This window comes from Acinetobacter harbinensis, from assembly GCF_000816495.1.
Classification (GTDB): Bacteria; Pseudomonadota; Gammaproteobacteria; order Pseudomonadales; family Moraxellaceae; genus Acinetobacter; species Acinetobacter harbinensis.
On sequence record NZ_JXBK01000003.1, the window covers coordinates 31652 to 31898 of the forward strand.

Here is a 247-nt window from a genome sequence, read left to right on the forward strand (position 1 = left end):
TATTTGCAACAGTGCCCATTGAAATGGGATTAAAAAAAAATACTTTATTTTTAATATTATGATTATATGTAGTTCAACTAATGGTGTGATAGGTTTTAGTTATAAACTTATTCATTCAGGAATTATATTGCTGAATGAATAAGTCTAATTGATTTATTTATGCAACCCAACTATTCATTTGATTCATTTGATTCATTTGATTCATTTGATTCATTTGATTCATTTGATTCATTTGATTCATTTGATT